Consider the following 22,025-nt stretch of genomic DNA (forward strand, 5'->3'; position numbering starts at 1 on the left):
CATGGCACAGCAACGCGTACTTGTCCTTGCCGGACGAGGCCGATACGAAGATCCTTGGCATGATCACGTCGCCGTCGCCCATCGCTTAGCATCCATTCTCACTGAGCGTGACTGCGACGTTACCGTTCGCTCTACTTTTCCTGACTGCGCCGAAGACATTGATACCTTTGACTTGGTTATTGTCAACGGATCTTTGGGGCGCAAAGACCCTAACTTTGATGGCACCGATGAGGACTGGATGCCTTGCCATGAAAAGTTCAAGGCCTACGCAGAAAATGGTGGTGCTATCCTCGTCTACCACGTCGGAATCAATACCTTCACTGATTCCCCGTACTGGTATGACATTGTGGGAGGCCGTTGGAATCGTGGGGTGACTTATCACCCGCCATTATCCGACGCTCATTTCCATGTCATCCCAGGGGTACACCCCATCACTGAAGGAATGACCGAAATCCTTGTTTTTGATGAGCGTTACACCCTCCTCGAACCTGCCGACACTTCCACTATTCTCGTTGACCAGCATGAAGCTGGATGTGAACACGCTAGCGTGTGGGTAAACGAGCATGAAGGTCGCCGTGTGGTGTTCGATTCGATGGGTCACTTTGTGGAATCTCTCGATTCTCCGACCCGTCTTGAACTCTTCCTTCGTGAAGTGAACTGGCTACTTAAACGTCCCGTTATGGACGGCATCTAAACATCAGCCAGTCACTGGTGTGAAAATCACATAGACGCAAGTGGGGGCCCAGAAGAATTACTTCTGGGCCCCCACTAACGTTTCTTTGCGCAGCAGTGTACTTAGCGCAGCGACTTACTGCTGAGTGTACGCAAGGTGTTACTGCAGGTAGGGCAGCACATACTTGGCGTAATCAGCGCCGACGTGTTCAACGACCTCATCGAAGGGACGAGCCCAGATGTCCGTGTTAAAGATTTCCGTCTCCACGTCACCGGTGTAGCCAGCCTCTTTGATCCAGGTGGAAATAGTCTTGAAATCGCAGTAACCCTCACCCACATAACCGCGAGAATTCAAAGTGTCCTCCTTCAGGGGAAGAACCCAGTCACAAATCTGGTAGGAGGCTAGGCGTCCTTCCTTACCCGCGCGCGCAATAGACTCACGCAACTGGGGATCCCACCAAACATGGTAGGTATCAGCAACCACGCCTACGACGTCGGAATCGAAGGGAGCAGCGAAATCGAGAGCCTGACCCAACGTGGACAGGCAACCACGGTCAGCAGCGAAAATCGGGTGCATTGGCTCAAGAACCAGACGCACACCGTGCTCCTTAGCAAAGGGAGCAAGATCAGCAAGTCGCTCAGCAATGCGCTCACGAGCAGCAACCACATCACGGTCGGCGTCAGTAGCATCCGGACGAGCGGGCTCACTGGGAGAGGGATTTGCAGGCAGGCCGCCCACCACCATGATTAGTTCCTTGGTGCCAATGGTGGCAGCTTCGATAATCGCTAGACGGTTATCTTCAACAGCTTCCTTGGCGCGTTCAGGATCGTTAGTGGTGAAGAAGCCACCTCGGCACAGGGAAGAGACGCGAAGGCCAGCATCCTGGGCAATCTTGGCGGCCTGCTCCATGCCTACCTCCTGGACGCGATCGCGCCACATGCCCACAGCGCCGTAACCAGCGCGAGCGGCAGTATCGACTGCTTCCTTGAGGGTAGCTTTTTTAATGGTTGCTGTATTTAGGGAACAGCGAGAAAGATCGAAAGTGTTCGAAAGTGTCACGATGCGTCCTCCGTTGGCTTGTTGTGTCGCTTTCGATCATGACAATATACCCTTGTAACAGGTTCTGAAACTGCGACGCCCCAACCGCCCCACAATGGTGTGGATAGAGCACCACTGCATTCGGTCGACGGCGTCAGATCACAACCCTCATATTGCCCATCTGAACACTGTGGTTCCACCCCTGGGAAGGTTTACTCACCCCTCCCACTCGTGGTCATAAGGAGAATCTCATGTCTGACCCGATCGTCTTGCCCGTCCCTGAATATCCCGTCGCTATGGTCACCGGTGGTAACCGTGGAATTGGCCTTGGCATTACCAAAGAACTGCTTCGTCTCGGCTATGCGGTCAGCCTTCTAGCCACCCGCCCCGAGCCCACCGAACTCCTCGATGAACTGCGCGCACTCGAAGGTGGTAGCGGTAAGGTCTGCTACACCCAGGGATCTATTGACGACCTCAGCGTTGGCGAAACCTTTGTCAAGAACACCATGGATAACTTCGGCCGTATCGATGTGCTTGTGAATAATGCTGGCGTTGCCCCCAACGTCCGTAATGACATCCTCGATGCAACCGCCGAATCCTACGATCGCGTCATGGGCATCAACCTGCGTGGCCCCTACTTCCTCACCCAGGCAGTAGCCAACGCCATGATCGCCCAGCGCGACCGCGAACTTCAGGCCGCCGGTTACAGCGAAGGCGACGAACTCAACCACGAACGCCCCTTCGGTACCATCATCAACGTCTCCTCCATCTCCGCGGAAACCGTCTCCACCAACCGCGGCGAATACTGCATCTCCAAGGCTGGCGTACATATGGCCACCCTCCTTTACGCCGCCCGCCTCGCACCCGAAGGCATCGTCGTTTACGAAGTGCGCCCTGGCGTAATTGCCACCGACATGACCAGCGGCGTGAAGGAAAAGTACGACTCCCTCTTTGCTTCTGGTATCTCACCCATGCCCCGCTGGGGAACTCCCAAGGACGTAGGTAGTGTTGTGGCCATGCTTGCCGAAGGACGGGCACCTTACGCCACTGGTGACGTCATCAACGTTGACGGCGGCATGCACATCGCGCGCCTCTAAAACTCTTGGTGGGGGCGCCGCACGGGTGCCCCCACCACAACATCTTTACTTACTCATTGACCACAGTTCACTTCTGCTGGAACGCACCATGCGGCGTCGGCACACAATCTTCTGGAGCATCTCAACGATGAGCACCGATTCCACCCTCACTATCAACGGCCTCAACGTTCCCGTCATTACCACCAACACCGTAGTGGTAGGAACCGGAAGCGCCGGCTACTGCGCCGCAGATCGTCTGGTTCAATTCGGACAAGACGATGTAGTCATCGTGACTGACCGCATCGCCACCGGTTCCTCTCGCAACGCCGGCTCAGACAAGCAGACCTACTACAAACTCACCCTCGCCGGTCCTGGAGACGACTCCGTTGCCGAAATGGCCCAAACCCTCTTCGCGGGCGGCGCAATGGATGGTGATAATGCCCTTGTCGAAGCAGCACTGTCGGCTCAGGCATTCCTTCACCTCGTGGACCTTGGTGTGCCCTTCCCCCGCAACGTCTTTGGTGAGTACGTGGGTTACAAGACGGACCACGATCCCCGCCAGCGCGCGACCTCGGTCGGCCCCTACACTTCACGGACCATGGTGGAATGCCTTGAGAAGAAGGTTGTTGAAACTGATGGCACCCGCGTCGTAGACAACGCTCGTATCGTCGATGTCCTTGTTGAAGACGGCAAAGTTGCCGGCTTGTTGTGCTTGCGTCGCAAAGTGACCGACGCTGAGGCAGCAGAGGGGGAATCACGTTTCCTTCTCATTCGTGCCAAGTCCGTTATCTACGCCACCGGTGGCCCCGCCGGCATGTACCAGCGCAGCGTCTTCCCTCATGGCCAGTGGGGCGCATCTGGCGCCGCCTACCGCGCCGGCGCACTAGGCAAGAACCTCACCGAATGGCAGTTCGGCCTGTCCTCCATCGCACCGCGCTGGAACGTGTCCGGCACCTACATGCAGGTCTTACCCACCTTTATCTCTACCGACCAGGACGGCAACGACGAGCGTGAATTCCTCACCGAAGCCATTCCGGACTACGGTCGCCAGTTGTCCATGATCTTCCTCAAGGGCTACCAGTGGCCCTTCGACATTCGTAAGGCCCGTGATGGATCCAGCCTTATCGACCTCCTGGTCCACCGTGAAACTGTCATCCGTGGACGTCGCGTATTCCTCGACTTCACCCGCAACCCTATGGGTCGTGAACTCGACCCCGATGCGCTCTACCCTGAAGCGCGCGAATATCTCGACAAGGCCGGTGTGCTCTTTGGTACCCCGGTTGAACGTCTATTGGCGATGAACAAGCCCGCCTACGACCTCTACTTGGACAAGAACCCCCAGATTGACTTGGCCAAGGAACGCCTTGAAGTGGACGTGTGCGTCCAGCACAACAATGGTGGCCTTAGTGTGGACGCATGGTGGCAGTCCAACCTCGAAGGCTTCTTCCCTGTAGGTGAAGCAGGCGGCGCACACGGCGTTTACCGCCCTGGCGGCAGCGCATTGAACTCCACCCAGGTTGGTGCCACCCGCGCCGCCCAGTACATCGCAGCGCGCCGCACCGGTGAGCCACTGCCTGAAGAACAGTTTGCTGCCGTGGCCACTGCTGCTGTGGACCGTGCACGTGCTCTTCTTGACGCCGCTGTGCAGCGTCACGCCGACGGGGCAGAGGACACCACAGACGACATGCTCAAGAGTGTTCAGCGTCTCATGAGTGAAAAAGCTGGCGCCGTACGCTCGGCAGAATCTGTGCGTGAAGCACGTACAGAAATTGCTAAGCGCCTAGCTGATTTCGACGATACCGTGGTGGCTGACGGGTCCTCACGTCGTTCCATCGAACGTGTTTTCCTCATCCGTGACATCCTCACCACTCAGTATGTCTACCTCGGTGCCATGGAGGATTACCTCGCCCACGGTGGCCGTTCACGTGGCTCTGTCCTCTACACCGACCCTGAGGGGCGTCTTCCTGAAAAAGGCTACGGTGATGACGCAACGGTGGAACTGACTGACCTCCCCGAAGACTTCCGTTTCGATCTTGATGGCGGTGCCCTTGATGAGGAGATTCAGGAAGTTGCACTGAAGTTGGGTGATGATGGCAGCAGCGTTGAAGATGTGGAATGCTGCTGGCGCAAGCGTCGCCCCATCCCGGATACCAGCGATGACTTCTTTGAAAACATCTGGCGCGACTTCCGCGAAGACGGCAACGTGCACTGAATGGTTGGATGACTGATTAACTTATTACGTACCCCGCAATGGTGAAGCCTTGAAGGCGTTCGCGATTGCGGGGTTCGCCCGTCTTATGGTGGAAGCGCTCTAACGCGCCGGTTCCCTGGCCAAGAATTAACGGCGATTTAGCGGTTTACAGGGCGAATAAAAAACTGCTCTTGGTGGTCGACTGATGCGAAGTCATGCCCTGAAGGGGCAAAGAGGGCGCCATGTAATGTCAAGGAAAAGCCTTACGACAGTTTCCCGGAGCGGAGGAGACGTGCACACTCATCGGCGTCAATGACTTGGAAACCATGGTCAAGAAGAAGTTGAGCGGTTTTGCCGGCACCGGCGATGAGAGTTCCGGAGAAAGAACCGTCATAAATGGAGGTCACGCCACAACTGGGGCTGCGGGGCTGAAGAATGATGAGATCAGGCTGTTCACGCAACGCTTGTTCAAGAGCGGCTTGAGCACCACGCTCATATTTGTCATCGACACTTACCCCATCACTGCGCAGAGCAATGCCATCAATTAACTCCGCCGGGAGACGAGGTGTGGGAAGACCACCGGTGACCTCGGGGCAGATCTCAATAACCTCATGGTGGGTAAGGAAATCGGCCAGTGCCGCATGAAAGTTGTGGCCACCGTTGTACTTACACCGGCGCCCCATCAAGCATGCACTGACCATGATTTTCATCGGATGCACTCACCCGTTGCCATGATGAAACCGAAGAAAACTCACTTCTTGTAGAGCGATGAAGTCTGGTATTCGGGTTCGCTGGTGACGTTGATGCCGAGCTGGCGGAAGATGCCCGTGTCCACACTGCCCAGAATGGTGGTGGTATGAACGTCGCAGCCCTTGAGAGTCTCCAACTGGGCCAAGGCAGCTTTGGCGTTGGGGTCAGTCTGCGCAGACACTGCCAGGGCAATAAGCACTTCGTCGGTATGAAGACGAGGGTTCTTTGAGCCCAGGTTTTCGGTCTTCAGTGCCTGAATCGGAAGGATAGCTTCAGGGGCAAGGAGCTTCACGGCGTCGTCAATGCCGGCGAGGTGCTTGAGAGCATTGAGTAGGAGGGCAGAGGAGCAGCCCAGTAATGCGGAGGTCTTACCCAAGATGATGGTGCCGTCATCAAGCTGGAGGGCAGCGGCAGGAGCGCCAGTCTGCTCAGCCATCTCCAGTGCGGGAGTGACTACAGGACGGTTAGTAGCCTCCACACCCAACTGGCTCATGAGCAGGGCGATACGGTCGGACTGATCAGGATCCAGACCGTCACGCTTCTCAGCTACCAGAGCGTGGAAATAGCGTCGAATGACTTCCTGACGGGATGCTTCACGGCACACCTCGTCGTCAGAAATCGACTTACCAGCCATGTTCACGCCCATGTCTGTGGGGGACTTATAGGGGCTTTCACCGTAGATCTGCTCCAGCAGGCGGTTAAGAACAGGGAAAACTTCCACGTCGCGGTTGTAGTTCACCGTTTGCTCGCCGTAAGCGGCCAGGTGGAAGGGATCGATCATGTTGACGTCATCAAGGTCAGCGGTGGCTGCCTCATAGGCGACGTTGACGGGGTGATCGAGGGGGAGGTTCCAGATGGGGAAGGTTTCGAACTTGGCGTAACCGGAGCGAATACCGCGCTGAGCATCCTGGTAAATCTGGGACAAGCATGTAGCCATCTTGCCTGAACCAGGGCCAGGAGCGGTGACAATGATGAGATCGCGAGAAGTCTCAACGTATTCATTGGCTCCGTAGCCTTGCTCGGAGACAATGCGTGCCACATCGTGGGGGTAGCCCTTGATAGGGAAGTGACGGTACACCTTCAGGCCAAGGCCCTCGAGTTTGCGCTGGAAAGCCACAGCCTGGTTGGAGTCATCAGTGAAGTGGGAGATCACCACGGAACCTACATACAGGCCCCATGCGCGGAATTCGTCGATGAGACGCAGCACGTCAACGTCGTATCCGATACCCAGATCTGCGCGAACCTTGTTGCGTTGGAGGTCTTTGGCGCTGACCACCACGACGATTTCTACCTCGTCCTTCATGGACTCCAGCATCGTGATCTTGTTGTCCGGAGTAAAGCCCGGAAGGACGCGGGAAGCGTGCATATCATCAAAGAGTTTTCCTCCGAATTCGAGGTATAACTTACCCCCGAACTGGGAGCGACGCTCCTGAATGTGACTGGTTTGCAGTTCGATGTAGCGGTCGCGATCAAAACCCACAGGACGCATGAGCACCTCTCCTAGATGACTTAACTGAAGAATACGCTGCCCGCCGTCTAATCGGCTTGCTGGTCAGTGTGGTGTTTATCCTGCTGATTCGTTCCGATACTTGTGATTGTTAAGAAAAACTAGGGGGGCCGCAGCATTTGCTGCGGCCCCCCTAGTGGGAGGTGGGGATTGATATGAATAACTCAGCAGTCATGTGGGATGACTGTCATGCTGAATACATCACACGATCTGTATCCCTCAATCACAACTGAATTTCGGGAACCTCGAGGCGGCGGCCCTGGTCGCTTGATTCCTGACCCAGTGCTGCGAGCTGAACGCCACGGGCTGCGGAGAGGAGTTCGTAGCGGTGGGGGCGACCAGCAACAACGTCAGCGAGGAATTCTTCCCACTGAGCACGGAAGCCGTTTTCGAGTTCTGCGTTGGCAGGAACATCTTCCCACTGGCTCATGAAATCGATAGTGGTGGGAACATCGGGATCCCAAGCAGCCTTGGGGGTGTTGGCACGCTGCTGGGATTCGCAGTGGAACAGGCCAGCAACAGCCGTACCGTGGGTGCCGTCAACCTGGAACTCGACGAGTTCCTTGCGGTGAACGCGAACAGCCCAAGAGGAGTTGATCTGAGCGATAACCTTTTCGCCCTTAGGAGTCTCAACTTCGAAGATGGCGTATGCGGCATCGTCAGCGGTGGCTTCGTAGGGCTCGCCGTTTTCATCCCAGCGGGTGGGGATGTGGGTGACGGCCTGGGAGTAGACGGAGGTGACCTTGCCCAGGATTCCTTCGAGGACGTAGTTCCAGTGGCAGAACATGTCAACCATCATGCCGCCGCCGTCCTGCTTGCGGTAGTTCCAACTGGGGCGCTGTGCAGGCTGAACGTCGCCCTCGAATACCCAGTAGCCGAATTCGCCGCGCATGGACAGGATGGTGCCGAAGAAGTCTTCATCAACGAGGCGGCGGAGTTTCTTCAGGCCGGGCAGGTAAAGCTTGTCGTGGACAACGCCAACGGTCAGGTTGGTCTGGGATGCCTGACGTGCCAGATCAATGGCCTGCTCGAGGGTCTCGGCGGTGGGCTTCTCGGTGAAGATGTGCTTGCCGGCCTTAATGGCTGCGGTCAGTGCATCGTAGCGACGCGAGGTGGTCTGGGCGTCGAAGTAGATGTCAACCTCAGGGTCATTGATGATGGCGTCCTGGTCGGTAGTCCAGCGCTCAATGTTGTGCTTGGCAGCAATGTCCTTGAGTTTATCCTCGTTGCGGCCAACCAGAATGATTTCGAGTTCGACTCGGGTTCCATCAGCAAGAACCAGTCCACCCTGGTCACGGATGGGAAGGATGGAACGGACCAAGTGCTGGCGGTAGCCCATGCGGCCGGTGATGCCGTTCATGGCAATAACGAGTTTGCGAGTTGACGCCATCGTCTCTCCTGACAGATGAAATGAAATGTGGTGAAGAACTGCGGCAGTGCATCGACATCACTGAACGGGAGCGATCCAAACTGCTCATAACTGTTCTTTAGTGAACATTAGCACCGTGATCGGATCAATTCAACGGGAGAAACGATCGATTTAGTTCACTCGATGAGCAACCTGAATTCCATCTTGTTCCCAGATCACCTGATAAGTCGTGTTGGGGTACATCGCCTCAGCCCACGCGGCGGCATCCCTGGGAGAATGTCCGCCCCATGCGGAGGATTGAGAATCGATCACCACGTACTCGGGTGGCAAACTCTCACTACCCACCCAACTGACAGTGTGTTGAGGAACAAGAGCTGCCAATAAAGTCAGGTCCGTCTGCACACTGGCTCCGGGTGGCACTTGCCGCATCGCCTCACTCAAGATCGCCACGCGTACACGACGCTGCGTAGACAAAGAGGCATTATCCACTCCTGTGTGTTCACTACTTTCTGCAGCATGAGAGAGGGGGGAGGGCCATGTGAGCGCTGAGGAGTAGGTACGCAGTGTTGACCATGTTGGAAGCGAGGGCGTGAGCACCAGTAGAAGCGCCACTAAGGATGTAGCGAATGCGGTAAGCGCACGAGAACGGCTCCGAGCAGAGGACAGGCGTGATGATGCGTCGATCCCGGCGGTGATCAAAATCGGCATAAGGATGGCGTTGTAATGCCATGCATCCCACTGCCAATAGAAAGACTTTTCAGCTAGTACGCGCCAGGCCAGCGTGGGGGCAATGACGAGAAACCATGGTGAACGGATGCCAATAACCCCTGCGGTCAGGGCAATTAGCCCATACAACTGCAGTTTAACGGTTGGGGAGAACAAGGAAACCAGCAAACTCGAACTCTTACCGGATTGACCAGAATCCAAGTTATAGGCCCATACACCGTCAGGATTCATTGCGGGAAGCACAATGCCCGTAGTGGCCACGAAAGCGATGAGACCTAACACCATCGCCCAAGAGCCCCAGCGGCCACGCTCGTCAGTCAATGTCTCAACAATCGAACTGCTAAAACGGGTACACCATGAAGCGGTAGGGATGGTGTTTTGCGTATGGCGATCCCACCACACGCGCAACAATATGGCCACGCCCACCATGAATACCGTCAAGCCCATGTCTTCCTTGACCAAAATCAGCGGAAGAGAGCAAAGGAAAGTACTTTTCATGTTCCCACGGACAAAAGCAGCGCCAGAACATGCTAAAAACGGCAGAGCGAAGGCAATTTCATGGAACTGAGAATGTACTGCATCCTGCATACCCCAACTCAGAGCGTAACTCACGCCAACGACGACAGATAGCGTAAGCGCGCATTTCCATCCCCAACCGGCTGATTGAGACTTCGAGTTGTTGGAGAGTGACGCTGAATGGTGGTCAGTACTTTCGTGATGGTTAAGAGGGCTGTGGGAGTGATTCGATTGAGGGGGATGAGGGCCAGGATGTGGTGACGCTGTGGGAATGCGACCCTGTGCGGCGTCGAAAACAAGGTGCATGAGCGGCCATGCAGAAATAGCGATGAGCGCATTCTGAACAACTAACAAAGTCAGTGGGGAAGGGAAGAGTGCCCACAGTGGCCCAAGAAGTACCAGAATTGGATGGAAATGATCGCCCAAAAGATTGTAGTGAGGGCCCTTAATCGGCACGATTGGCAAGCCGCCTTGGGAGTAGCCCTTGGCGGCTTCCGAGAAAATTGCCAAATCCCAACTGGGGACCAACAATGCATGCCACTGCACCACACTCACGCATGTGAGCACAGCCGTGATGACGGAACATATCCCAAGCCATATTCCTTTAACTGCACGCGGTGAAGCAGGAGATGCTGTGGGAAAATCAGGCTTGCTGGTGGATGACATGGGGCAGTGGGGAAACGGCATGCAGAACCTCAGAGGTCACCGGTGTGCTGCAAGCGGCGCAAACTCAACCAGCCAACAGGAATCGGAATCCAGAACGTGACAAGACGGTAGGCCAGAGTTGTCGACAAAGCCACACCGCTGGGGATACCTGCCGTGACCAGACCGCCGGTGAGCGCCAATTCCACCGGGCCCAAACCACCCGGGGATGGGACTACAGACCCCACCGTATTCGATGCCAAGTAGGTAATAGCCAGCACACTCATTGGTAGGTCATAACCAAAGGCCCACAAACTTGCGGCAAAAGAGAGGATGTAGGAAACGGACAGAATGAACGTGCCGAGTACACCCAGAGCAAGGCGTCGGGGGTTCGATAGAACCCAAACCAAGCGTGGCCAAATCTGATGGAACGTGGGACCAATCTTCTTCCAGATGAAGGTGCGTATCTGGGGAACAGCAAGACTAATAGCCACAATGACCACGAGAACACCGGCACCCGCGAGGACCCAACCGCTAGGCAGGCTCAAACCGCTGGATTGGCCAGTGGTGGCAGCAAGAATCACTAGGAAAATCACGGTCACAACGAACTGCACCACTTGAACCAAGGCAACCGTGGCCACGCCAACAGCAGTGGGAACACCTTTGCGATTCAAAAAGCGCAAGTTAATGGCAGCACCACCCACGCCCGCAGGTGCTACCAGAGAAACCACCGAGGATGCCAAGTGCACTTCAGTGGACTTCCATAACGGCAACTTGATGGGGCAGAAGGCCACCAAGGCAAGAGCAGCACCCACGTAGGTAGCGATAGAGAAGAAGAGTGCTCCGGCAAGCCACCACATATTGGCGCCGGCAATCGCATGAGAAATTTCCTCAAAATTCATCTTGCCAAGCACGGTCCATAGGGCTACTACGCCGACGATGACCATGATGACGGTGCGTATCGAGAAGCGAGAGAGCTGAACGGGCTCAGCATGAGCGGTGGGAACCAGATCAACTAGAGCATCGCGTAGATCCTGAAGGACCTTGCCGCGTTTTCCCATAGCTAGACGTGTCGACCGAGGAAGGACTACTGACTGCAGCATAGGAGCGATAGAAGCCAATTGGTCATGATCGAGAATCTCTGACGCTGAGGAAAGTGCTTTTTCCACGCCTACCAAACTGGCCAAAAGAGCCATCATCTGAGCTAAGTCCATACGCCGACTAAGTTCGGATGAAACAATCTCGCCTTGACCCCAGTCCAGTAGCCATACGCGGTTAGCGCCGTCAAGAATGACGGTGGATGATTCGATACTGCGGTGGGCAAGACCTGCGGCGTGAGCACGGCGCAACTGTTCCCAGGCATCGTGGAGCACATCATCAGTCAGGCGATCACCGCAGTCAGCAAATGCCACCGGCTGAGAAATATGGTCATGGACCAAGAGCATCGAATCGCCTGCCTCAGCCATACCATTGAGGCCCGGGGTGCGTACGCCAGCACGGCGGGCAGCGAGGATAAGTAGCGCCGTGTGTTCAGCAGCCGCACGCACCGTGATATCGCGTGAGGGGGACAGTCCTTTCATACGGATGGTGTCCCACATAGTGGAGAGGAAACCTGCCACCTGGCTGTCGGCGTCGAGAACAGTTACATCGCGGCGCGTACCGCTGGTATCCCAGACGGCATACAGTCGGTGAGCACTTTCGTGGCCACTAATGAGGGCGGAGGAATGGGCAGCCTTGAGAAGTTCCTGGCAGCCAAGCGACTCATCCGGTTCGATTTCCGGCAGGTCATCCAATAGATCTCCGGGAGAATTAACAATAGGAAGATCTTTGTTCTCTTCCTGCGCTTTGAGGGATTGCTCAATAAGTGCATCCTCATCAACCTTGTCATCAAGGTTGATGGTGGGAGGTGCAGGGGTCTCACGAACCTGCTCGGTGTAACCCACGGGGACGGTGGTACGCACAGTCCAGGCTTGAATGGAAGTGGTGGAATCCATGCGGACCACGCGGTCCACATCGATGCCTGCGCGGCGAAGACCGCGAATAAGAGCCAGCCCAGCGGCACGGTCATCGTCAGCGCCAAAAATGTAGCGAATAGCCAAACCTACCGCACGGCCAATCAAGATTGAGATTAGTGCACCAGGAAGCGTGAGGGCGCCACGAAGAACAGCTAAACCGATAACAATCCACGCGAAAGCCCATCCGGTACGAATAAGGGGAGAAGCGCGGCGTTCACCAGCCCCTGTCAAAATACCGGATAGGGAAGCGTAGACAGTGGAAAAACCAACAGTGGTATGCCATGCGGCTGACGGTGTGAGGCCAATGATGAGAGGAATAGGACCCCACCGTTCGATAAGCCAAATTAATCCGCCAGTCACCGCATAAGCGATGACAGAGGCTAATCCTGCTTGCAGGGCACTGCGCCAGGATTTACGTACCAGACGGTCAACGATGACGGCCACCGGCAAGATAAAGGTGGTCAACCCTTCTAAAGCTTGGAGAGGGAAGAGAAGGACTCGTCGTAACACCACAGCTAGAGCATTTTGGACGTCTTGGGTGACGCCTGTGGTGGTCTGATGGCCGTAGATGGCCAAGATCATCAAGGACACAATGCCGATGCTGGTGACGATGAGTTCAACAAGATCCTCGGTACGCCGTACACGTGTGCGAGGAGAGTCCACGAGTGTGGCCGAGTTGATCGGATGAGCAGGCTTGACTGGTACCGCTGCTGCGGCCATACCAATACGTGGAATACCCACAGGAGATGTACTAGGTGCGGCCTGTTCGGCCTTGTGAGGTGCTGAGCGCGGTGGGGCAGGGGTGGGCTGCTCAATCGTCATGTGTGTCAGTCTACGGTGAGTGTATGGAAAACCGTTGATGCCACAAGGTTGGGGGCGGTGCGGGCAAAGCCCGCACCGCCCCCAACCTCAGGAGGTGTGATGTAAAGTCTCAGCCAGTCACCTTGACGCCGGTGACTCGGAAGGGGGCCACATAGTCAGTGTATTCATTGGGCTCCTGGTTCATGTCGATGATGAGTTCATCGCCGTCTTTATCGGTATAGAGGGAAGAGAAGCGATAGTACTCATCGGTGCGCAGACCAAGAGTCGGCAGCATGTCGGTGGCGTAAGCATGAGACTTGGAGGTCCGCATATAGGCAAGTGGGTATTCGCGTTCCTCAGCAGTCAATAGAGCAATGGGTGCAGCGGTTTCGGTGTTGGAACTCAGATCCGTGGGGTAGCGAACGCCGGTGGAGTTGAAGGCGGTGTACACCATGGCTCCGCCTCCGGTCGAGGTTACGCCCGTGGTGCCGTAATCGACTACGACGTACTTGCCGACGCGGCGAGCACCAAGGACCTCGAACTTGAGGGTGCCATCATGGTAGGTCTTGAGAGTCAGCGGAGTGCCCATGGGGGCTGCTAGGGCGGGGGCGGCCGGCAGGTCAGTGCCGCTAGCAATGACCGGTGCAGATGTGGGGGTCTTGTTGGCATCGATGACGATTTCCACGCGGCGGTTAGCAGCGCGTGATGCGTCATCAGTTTCTTGAACGGCAGGTTTGCTGGAGCCCTTACCTTCGATAATGACATTAAAGGCGTTGAGGTCTGTGTCCTTACCGAGCTGATCAGCAACGGCCTGGGCGCGGGCTACAGATAGTTCCTGGTTGTGTGCATCGTCACCCACGCTGTCAGTGTGACCGGTGATGGTCATGGTGCCGCCACCGTATTGATCGAGGGAGTCAGAGAGTTTCTTCAAACTGTTGATGGCAGCGGGGGAGAGTGTGGAGGAGTCCACGTCGAAGAACACGTCAGAACCGAGGTTGATGGTAACGCGGTTACCGTCTACCACACTAGAGGACTCACCTTCCGGTGCTTCGGTGAAGGGAATCATGTCAGCGATGACTTCACCTTTGCCGTCGAAGCCGGCAGCTTTCCAGGCAGCGTTTACATCGAATCCGGCATCGGCTGCAGCAACCACGGGGATGTTTTCGATCAGGCCGTAGGTGGGCAGGATGAATGCGAAGGTGTCGCCTTCCATGGCGGGGAAGGTGACGGCTAAGGCATTGACATTGTCTGCGTCTGCGCTGTCTTCAGGAAGACTGCTGGTGGATTCAGCAATCTTTCCGGTCCCGAGGTTGATCAGGCGGCAGTCAGTGCCGGTGTATGCGCCATCGGAGTTGAAATCACGGCCACGCAGCCAGTAGTTGGTCTGGTAGTCAACCCAGGTGTCTTTGATGAATGCGCCATTGACAGTCCATGCTAGGCGGACCAGGGTGCCGCGTTCGTCAGTGACGGCAGGACCTACGGCGTAGGTGACGTTGAGGTTCATGACCTTGGTGTCCACTTTGATGGCCTTGGGCACCATGAGTTCAGAAGCGTCAGTGAGGTAGGTGGCAGGGATAGCCTCATTGCCATTGCGCTTGATAGCACCTGAATCTTCTTCGGGAGTGGCGGACTCTTCTTCATGCTGTGTCGATGAAGTCGTGGAATCATCGCCATCTTCACAAGCAGCGAGAACGGGAAAAGTCATGCTCAACGCGAGTGCGCTCAGAGCGTGACGGCGTGTCAGCATAGGGCGGGACATGGGGTACTCCTCTGTATGGGGGACATACCAACATGTAGTCGGAGTGTCATCGTGGCAGGTCCGTCAGCGTTCATGACGAGCGCTGCATTATCGTGAGTTAAGTGTGCCTGGAATATCCTTGAATAATCAATGAAAGGTATCGGGGAGTGCTCCCCACTGTGAATACCAGTGGAAATAGAGACGAGATGACCCTCATCGAAAAAGCAGGTCAGTTCTGTTATTAACGACCTGCACGGTTTAAGCGCAGAGAGTTACTCACCACGATGACTGAGGAGCATGCCATGGCTGCACCGGCAATCATGGGGTTGAGCAGTCCAGCAATCGCCAGTGGGATGGCTGCGACGTTATAGGCGAAAGCCCAGAAAAGATTCTGTTTAATGATGCGTAGTGTCGCCCTCGAAATATCGATAGCGGTCACAACTGCAGCAAGGTCAGAACGCATGAGGGTGATATCAGCAGCATGGCGGGCCACATCGGTTCCGCTTCCCATAGCAAAACCCAAGCCTTGCTGGCCTGCCTGAGCTAGTGCCGCGGCGTCATTGACACCGTCACCTACCATGGCTACAACGTGTCCCTGCTCTTGTAACTGAGCTACTACATCACGCTTATCTCCGGGAAGGACACCGCTGCGCACTTGATCGGGGGAGAGGCCCACGCGCTCAGCGACCCACAAGGCTGCCTGTGAGTGGTCACCGGTCAGCATGAGCGGTTTAAGGCCACGGGTACGAAGATCCGCTATTGCTTGAGGAGATGACTGACGAATCTCATCGCGCACATCAATTACACCAATACCGCATAAGTGGCCTTCTGTGCCTGCAGCGAGGAGAACCGTACTTGCGCCGTCATGTTGTGAAGTATCAATAGACTGCTGTGCCCAAGAAAAGTCGATGCCATCAGCCTGCATCCATGCGGGGCTTCCAGCTCGGACAATTCCGGTGGTTCCCTGGAAAACACTGGCAAGCGGATGGGTATCATCAACAGTGACTGTGGCCTGAAGGCCGCGTCCATCGATGGTCTGGATATCCGACAGGTTAACCTGGTGTACCAATTCCTCATTACTGCTAACTGCACTGGACACGGTGCCCGACTCGGTATCGGTGCCACGAGCAGGGAGGCTAGTAGCAGAGGGAGCAACCGTGTCAGATGATTCTGCGTCAGGTGTGAGAGCATCACGGTGAGCGCGAACGATAGCCTGCGCAATGGGGTGAGAGGAATGCGATTCCAAAGCCCCGGCGATACTGAGTAATGTTGCTTTATCCAATTCACCACCAGGGTGAACCAGGGTGGAAGCCACACTCATATTTCCAGCAGTAATGGTGCCGGTCTTATCCATAACAACTGTGTCAATCTGACGGGTGGATTCTAAAACCTCAGGACCGGAAATAATGATGCCAAGTTTTGCTGCACGTCCACTTCCCACAAGAAGGGCGGTGGGAGTAGCAAGCCCCAGAGCGCACGGACAAGCAATAACCAGAACGGCTACTGCCGCGGTGAATGCTGCGCTGGTGGGCTGACCAACAATCAGCCATCCGGCCAGAGTAAGCGCGCTGAGCACAAGAACAACGGGAACGAATACGGCACTGACGCGATCAGCCAGACGAGCGATCGGTGCTTTGCCTTCCTGGGCTGCGGTCACCATCTGGGTAATCTGCGCTAGGGTCGTTCCGGCTCCCACACGGGTTGCCCGCACGTCAATAGAACCGCTGGTGACAATCGTGGCGCCAGTTACTTCATCGCCGATTGTGACATCGACCGGCATACTTTCACCTGTCACCATGGATGCATCGACGCTGCCACTGCCAGCAATGACCTCACCATCGGTGGGGATTTTTTCGCCATTGAGTACGCGCATGACATCACCAACGCGCACCTCGTCCACACCTACGTTGCGAGTCACTGAGCCATCAACGATGCGTGCCGTGGTTGCCCCAAGTTCCATCAGACTGCGAAGAGCATCTCCTGCGCGACGCCGGCTCCTCGCCTCAGCATAGCGGCCTGCCAAGAGGAACGTGGTCACCCAGGCAGCAGATTCAAAGTAGATATGAGCCCCAGCGGTCTGGTGAGCCGGCATGAATTCCATGGGCATGGTCATGCCGAGTTTCCCTGCCCCACCCCAGATCAGTGCCCACAAACTCCACAGGGTGGAGGCAATAACGCCCAGGGAGACCAGGGTATCCATGGTGGCGCTTCCGTGTCGCCCAGCCTTAAATGCAGCAACGTGGAATGGTGCTGCACACCAGATGGCAACAGGAAGTGTGAGCGCAGCACTCACCCACTGCCAGCCAGTGAACTGGAATGCTGGAACCATCGCCAGAGCCATGACGGGTACGGACAGCACGAATGCCACAACGAGGCGAACTCCCAGGTCATGAGTGCGCTCAGGAGAGGTGTGTGAAGGCTGCTCGTCAGAATCGTGAGGAGTTTCCACATCAATAAGGCTGGCGGTATATCCAGCCTTTTCGATGGTGGCAATAACATCCTCGGCACTTAGCGTGGAGGGAATTGTGACCCGAGCAGATTCGGTGGCGAGATTGACGTTGGCCTCAACCCCAGGAAGTTTGCGCAGTTTTTTCTCAACACGTCCCACGCAGGAGGCGCACGTCATCCCACCGATGCTGACATTGACGTGAGTGACGTTAGTGGCATCGGGGAGAGAAGCGAGATGCTCAGATGAAGTGGTGGCGGAGGAGTGTGATTCGGAGGTGCTCACTCGTCGCGCTCGATAGCAACGAGGGTGTAATCGCCTGCTTCGTCGATTGCCTCTTCAAGAGCAGCATCATCGAGCACCACATCGGAGACAACCGTGACGGAGGACTGGCCACCCTTGACCAGGATGACCTCAACGTTCTTCACGCCGTCAACAGCGGTGAGTTCCTCGGTGACATGTGCGGCGCAGTGACCACAGGTCATTCCTTCAACCTTCAGCACGGTGGTGCGATCGATGTCAGCCATGAGGATCCTTCTTCCTACTACCAATGTCACGGCCTCAATAAAGAAACCGTGGTGATTACCGTCTAGCATAACGATGGGGAGTCGGCAATTATTCCTTCTGTGAGCAATGATTCAGAGCATCACGATGAGATGACGGTGTGGAAAACACTATCCGCTCACCCGTCGTCGAAACCGGGGAAAACTCCCCAAACCGTTTAGCGTGCTTCTTTCTGCCCGTAAACTGACGGAACAAGAACCCACTTAGTCAGTGACCATCAACGCGATGGCCAGCCACACCGGTGAAGCCTCAATGTGACAGTCACTCACTGGCCCGGAATGCCTAGACACACTAGGCACATGAGTATGCGAAGGAGGTAGTCTCTTGTTTCCTACGAACGAGTCCTGGAAAGGAGTCGGCTGGCTCCCCTCCATGGTGATTGTCATCGTCGCTATCACCCTGCCTGTGGTGGGTGACCGAATGTATGCACTCAACGCCGAACTTGAAGACGGCCTCTCCCTCGGAATCATCCTCATCTACCCCATCACCATTCTGATCCCCTTAGGCATTGCCTCACTTCTTGCCGCTATGGCGACATCAGCCCGAGGCCGGTGGACATATGGATGGTTGACAGCGATCTTGCTCGTTGCTCAAACCGTAGTGTTTTTCCTGCTCTCAATGACCACAGATCCCTACCACGGGAAGAGTTCATCAACGCTTGTTGAGCGATTCGGCCTGAATTTCATTAGTCATTCGTGGGGCGTGCTCGTCATTGTTCTGTTCCTCTTGCCTGAGGTCATCATCGGGGTCTCAGCAGTTGAAGTGTCCACCAGTGTTTCGAAGAAAAAGCAACAAGATCGACAATGGTTAGCCGCGCAGCAAGCCCCCAACCTCGGGCTTAATCCTCAGTATGGACACATGCCCCAGCAAGGATTACCGCAGCAGCCGTATTCGCCTCCCCCAGGATATGACCCGTACTGTCAGCGCTGACGAACGTCAGGATCTAGCCACTTACTCATTGATGAGGGTGCGCTTGGTGATGCTGAGTTGAGAGAGGCCAAACCTCTGCGCATCTACCGGCGAGGAAAACCCTTCCTATTGTCTGCGCCATGTGGCGTGGGCAGTGAACGAAGCACCAACATGGCGAAAGTTGCCCCACCCACAACATACCAGGGCAAGTCACCCGCACTAAACGTTGTACCGAGAACTAGCGCAAACAGTCGAGAAATCTGGGCAAGAGATGCGGGAATAGGCGTTAACTGGAATAACTCCACGCCCACACCAATCGCGCTCGCGGCCACTCCATAACTCCAGAAAGGCCAACGCTGACTCAAGGCGCGAGAAACCATGGCGAGGACCCAACCTACCATCCAGGTCCACAACACAGTACCTGCCGCATCGGTGCCCGGAAGAGGGCGAAGAAACTGAACACCAACCCCGAGTGCGATGGTGAGAAGCGCGCCGATGATAAGCCACGGCCATGGCCATAACCTTTCACCGGCTTGATGAACTGATGCTGTCATTAGTGAAGAATCATCCAGACGACCATGATCACGAAAATTACCAAGAACTGAACGAAACTATTAGAGTTTCCGGAGCTCTTTTTGCCAGAAGAAACCTTCACTGGCTTTTGTGCAGGGAGACTGAATTCAGAGCGCAACTGTGCTGACTGTTCATTCAATTTAACGAGACGATCAGCCAAATAGTCCCTGTCGAAAACATTCACGCCTGCTCGACGCTTCCCTGAAGAACCTGAGGGAGTCTGAGGAGGTTGATACGCCAACCCCTGAGGAGGAATAGGCGTAAAGCCTCTCTGCAACGATGGGGAAGTTGGAACGCGCTGTCCTCGAGAAGGAGCCTGACCGTACCCCTGCGTAGGCGAGGACGTGGGAGTAGGCCCATAACCGTGAGCAGGAGGCGCAGCATAACCCTGCGGCGCATAGTTCTGAGGCGCCTGACGCTGCTCATTATGACCGTGAGAGACAGGAGGTGCAGACAGTGACGGTAAAGAAGAATCATCAGGGACGGCGTCGGCAGGAATAATCCCCGAATCATCCAACGGTGAACCCATCAACGGATCCCCAGCGACGGAACCGAAAGGATTATCACTCCACGCGGGCGCCCACGAGTGCATTTCTGAGTCAGTAAGCACGTCGACAGGAGTCTGCTCAATCCACCGTTGCAAATCATCAGAACATGACGGATTTTTTGCAATGACAGCACGTAAATCTGGGCGGATACCGGCAAGAACCATCAATGCGCCAGCTGGCGTCGACGGATCAGCGGCCCGCTGGGCATCACGATCAACTCCAGACGTAGTCATGCCACCATCATGGCATGACTACCAGGGCCCCGAGGGGAGAGAATGTGAATTATTCGTAAGGAAGTTGGTCAATCTGAGCAACAAGTTCAGCAGCAAGACCCGTGTACGTTGCCGGGGTCAGAGCACTCAAACGCTGTTCAACCTCAGCAGGCATGCCAAGGTTCGCAATGAACTCACGCATTGCCTCAGGTGTGACCTTCTTGCCGCGGGTCAATTCCTTGAGACGCTCATAGGGATCAGCCATGCCGGTGGCACCAGCAACAGCAGCAGCGCGCATAGCCTGCTGGACAGGCTCACCCAAAACTTCCCAGGTGGCATCCAAATCTTCGCGCAGACGATCCTCATCCACATCCAGGCCAGCTAGGCCCTTACGAATATTGTCCAAAGCCAGCAGAGAGTGCCCCACAGCTACGCCCACGTTACGCTGCGTGGTGGAATCAGTCAGGTCACGTTGCAAGCGAGAAGTGACAAGCGTGGAGGAGAGGGTATCTAGCAGAGCGCACGAAATCTCAAGGTTTGCCTCACCGTTTTCAAAACGAATCGGATTGACCTTGTGCGGCATCGTGGATGAGCCCGTGGAACCTTGAGCGCTCAGGCGCTGACGGAAGTAGCCCAAAGAAATGTAGGTCCACACGTCAGTAGCCAAGTTGTGAGCAATACGGTTGAAGCGAGCAATGTCTGAGTAGAGCTCAGCTTGCCAGTCATGGGACTCAATCTGCGTGGTCAACGGGTTGAAGGTCAGACCCAACTTCTCCACAAAACTGCGAGCAATAGCAGGCCAATCAGCACCAGGAACGCTGAGCACATGAGCGCCGTAGGTGCCGGTGGCACCATTAATCTTGCCCAAGTATGCAGTGGACTCTACACGAGCCACCTGACGGCTCAAACGCCATGCAATTACTGCCAACTCCTTACCCAAGGTGGTAGGAGTAGCAGGCTGACCATGGGTGCGAGCAAGCATCGGAGCCTCAGCATGATCGCGGGCCATCGAACGAAGATCCTCAACCAGACCACGAGCAGCAGGCAACCACACCTGCTCGATGGCGCTACGGATCGTTAAAGCGTAGGAAAGGTTATTGATGTCTTCACTGGTGCAGAAAATATGAACAATCTCGTGCACCTGCGGAAGAACAGTGTCACCGAGAACTGAGGGTGCGGCGTCGAGATGGGCCTTGAGTAGATACTCCACAGCCTTCACGTCATGGCGGGTTTCAGCCTCAATGCTAGCCAACTGGGCAATCTGCTTATCACTGAACTCGCGCACCAAACCACGCAGGTACTCTTTCTCGGCATCAGAAAAACGCGGTGCACCAGGAAGCACACCTTCATCTGTAAGGTGAATGAGCCATTCCACTTCCACATGCACGCGGGCACGGTTGAGCGCTGCTTCGCTTAAATGATCAGCCAGGGGCGCAGTCACTGCACGGTAGCGACCATCGAGGGGACCGAGAGCAATGGCCGGCTCGCAACTTTCCAGATGCACGCGGTCAGTGGGCAGATCAGCAAGACGAGCAGATGCAGGGGTGGTGTTCATGGGATATTCCTGGTCAAAGGGGTGGCTATGACACCCATTGTGTCAGGTTGGGCGAAACATGCGCGTTAAGGAAACCGAGGAAAACTGATACTGGCGGTGGGACTAAAGGTCATAATGCTGTCAAGGGACGCAGTAGGGATAACTGAGTACGGCAGATACCGTGATTGTGGAGGGGG

16 protein-coding genes are annotated in these 22,025 nt (G+C 55.7%); 4 read left to right on the top strand and 12 right to left on the bottom strand.

Translation table 11 applies throughout. The annotated features are described in order from the left end of the window. Nucleotide 1 precedes the first annotated feature (1 nt). Nucleotides 2-694: a ThuA domain-containing protein gene (locus A9753_RS02825; RefSeq protein WP_067779829.1), complete on the top strand. Its 693-nt coding sequence runs from the start codon at nt 2-4 to the stop codon at nt 692-694. 138 nt (nt 695-832) lie between these two features. Here the strand turns inward: A9753_RS02825 and A9753_RS02830 are convergent, their stop codons facing one another. Then, nucleotides 833-1,732, bottom strand: a complete 900-nt coding sequence (locus A9753_RS02830) for a sugar phosphate isomerase/epimerase family protein (RefSeq protein WP_067779832.1) — start codon at nt 1,730-1,732, stop codon at nt 833-835. A gap of 230 nt (nt 1,733-1,962) precedes the next feature. On the opposite strand from A9753_RS02830, the gene A9753_RS02835 reads away from it, so the two are divergent. Together A9753_RS02835 and A9753_RS02840 are read left to right on the top strand one after the other, a co-directional pair. After that, on the top strand, nt 1,963-2,808 hold the full coding sequence (locus A9753_RS02835; protein ID WP_067779836.1) for a 3-ketoacyl-ACP reductase: 846 nt from the start codon (nt 1,963-1,965) through the stop codon (nt 2,806-2,808). Nucleotides 2,809-2,935: 127 nt separating this feature from the next. Beyond that, a complete protein-coding gene (locus A9753_RS02840; RefSeq protein WP_067779839.1) occupies nt 2,936-4,999 on the top strand; it encodes an FAD-binding protein in 2,064 nt (687 codons plus the stop codon). A 242-nt stretch (nt 5,000-5,241) separates the two neighbouring features. Here A9753_RS02840 and A9753_RS02845 read toward each other — a convergent pair whose 3' ends face one another. The 8 genes from A9753_RS02845 to A9753_RS02880 form a co-directional block, all read right to left on the bottom strand. Beyond that, entirely contained in the window at nt 5,242-5,688 is a 447-nt protein-coding gene (locus tag A9753_RS02845) for a 2-thiouracil desulfurase family protein (protein WP_067779842.1), read from the bottom strand. 41 nt (nt 5,689-5,729) lie between these two features. Further along, nucleotides 5,730-7,217 (bottom strand): DUF1846 domain-containing protein, encoded by a 1,488-nt coding sequence (locus tag A9753_RS02850; RefSeq protein ID WP_067779845.1) that lies wholly within the window; start codon nt 7,215-7,217, stop codon nt 5,730-5,732. A gap of 241 nt (nt 7,218-7,458) precedes the next feature. Further along, the gene (locus A9753_RS02855; RefSeq protein WP_067779847.1) at nt 7,459-8,625 is read right to left on the bottom strand and encodes a Gfo/Idh/MocA family protein; all 1,167 of its coding nucleotides are present in this window, start codon (nt 8,623-8,625) and stop codon (nt 7,459-7,461) included. A 150-nt stretch (nt 8,626-8,775) separates the two neighbouring features. Beyond that, nucleotides 8,776-10,533, bottom strand: coding sequence for a DUF2079 domain-containing protein (locus A9753_RS02860; protein WP_083090219.1), 1,758 nt, complete (start codon nt 10,531-10,533; stop codon nt 8,776-8,778). 8 nt (nt 10,534-10,541) lie between these two features. Beyond that, complete coding sequence (locus A9753_RS02865) at nt 10,542-13,325, bottom strand: lysylphosphatidylglycerol synthase transmembrane domain-containing protein (RefSeq protein ID WP_067779853.1); 2,784 nt, start codon at nt 13,323-13,325, stop codon at nt 10,542-10,544. 109 nt (nt 13,326-13,434) lie between these two features. Next, a complete protein-coding gene (locus tag A9753_RS02870; protein ID WP_067779856.1) occupies nt 13,435-15,063 on the bottom strand; it encodes an OmpA family protein in 1,629 nt (542 codons plus the stop codon). Nucleotides 15,064-15,283: 220 nt separating this feature from the next. Beyond that, nucleotides 15,284-17,773, bottom strand: a complete 2,490-nt coding sequence (locus A9753_RS02875) for a heavy metal translocating P-type ATPase (protein WP_067779859.1) — start codon at nt 17,771-17,773, stop codon at nt 15,284-15,286. Then, nucleotides 17,770-18,015, bottom strand: a complete 246-nt coding sequence (locus tag A9753_RS02880; protein WP_067779864.1) for a heavy-metal-associated domain-containing protein — start codon at nt 18,013-18,015, stop codon at nt 17,770-17,772. Before A9753_RS02880 ends, A9753_RS02875 begins: the two co-directional genes overlap by 4 nt. A 361-nt stretch (nt 18,016-18,376) precedes the next feature. Between A9753_RS02880 and A9753_RS02885 the strand changes: the two genes are divergently transcribed. Further along, nucleotides 18,377-18,982, top strand: a complete 606-nt coding sequence (locus tag A9753_RS02885) for a hypothetical protein (protein WP_141673274.1) — start codon at nt 18,377-18,379, stop codon at nt 18,980-18,982. Nucleotides 18,983-19,065: 83 nt separating this feature from the next. Here A9753_RS02885 and A9753_RS02890 read toward each other — a convergent pair whose 3' ends face one another. Genes A9753_RS02890 through purB form a run of 3 tightly spaced genes read right to left on the bottom strand, consistent with a single transcriptional unit; the run spans nt 19,066 to nt 21,849 of the window. Then, the gene (locus A9753_RS02890) at nt 19,066-19,515 is read right to left on the bottom strand and encodes a DUF2809 domain-containing protein (RefSeq protein WP_083090220.1); all 450 of its coding nucleotides are present in this window, start codon (nt 19,513-19,515) and stop codon (nt 19,066-19,068) included. Beyond that, entirely contained in the window at nt 19,515-20,315 is an 801-nt protein-coding gene (locus A9753_RS02895) for a variant leucine-rich repeat-containing protein (protein WP_067779870.1), read from the bottom strand. The genes A9753_RS02890 and A9753_RS02895 overlap by 1 nt, the downstream gene beginning before the upstream one ends. 49 nt (nt 20,316-20,364) lie before the next feature. Continuing rightward, nucleotides 20,365-21,849: an adenylosuccinate lyase gene (gene purB / locus A9753_RS02900; protein ID WP_083090221.1), complete on the bottom strand. Its 1,485-nt coding sequence runs from the start codon at nt 21,847-21,849 to the stop codon at nt 20,365-20,367. Between the last annotated feature and the right edge of the window lie 176 nt (nt 21,850-22,025).

Source organism: Actinomyces vulturis, from assembly GCF_001687305.1.
Classification (GTDB): Bacteria; Actinomycetota; Actinomycetes; order Actinomycetales; family Actinomycetaceae; genus Actinomyces; species Actinomyces vulturis.